The sequence below is a fragment of the Mycobacterium bulgaricum genome (assembly GCF_041287165.2).
Classification (GTDB): Bacteria; Actinomycetota; Actinomycetes; order Mycobacteriales; family Mycobacteriaceae; genus Mycobacterium; species Mycobacterium bulgaricum.
Map to the genome: position 1 here is coordinate 1 of NZ_JBGGKV020000056.1, position 210 is coordinate 210.

1 pseudogene is annotated in these 210 nt (G+C 65.7%); it reads right to left on the reverse strand.

Features of this window, described 5'->3' with window-relative positions:
• Nucleotides 1–210, reverse strand: a pseudogene (locus tag ACAG24_RS29545) (HNH endonuclease signature motif containing protein); the annotation flags it as partial.

The following is a 210-nucleotide window of genomic DNA, read 5'->3' on the forward strand; positions in this document are numbered from 1 at the left end:
CCTGCGTGGGGGGTGGCGGTGCGGGTGGGGTGGTGATGTTCCAGTCGGCAAACAGCAAGGTGCTCAACGGTTTTGTGGTGTAGCGGCGCCCGGCGGGGGTGGTGACGGTCACGGTGCCGTCGGGGTGTTGGCGGTCTTTCCAACCGGGCACGAACGTTTTGATCAGGTGGTGGGTTCGGCAGTAGGCCTTGGTGTTGGCGGGGTGGGTAG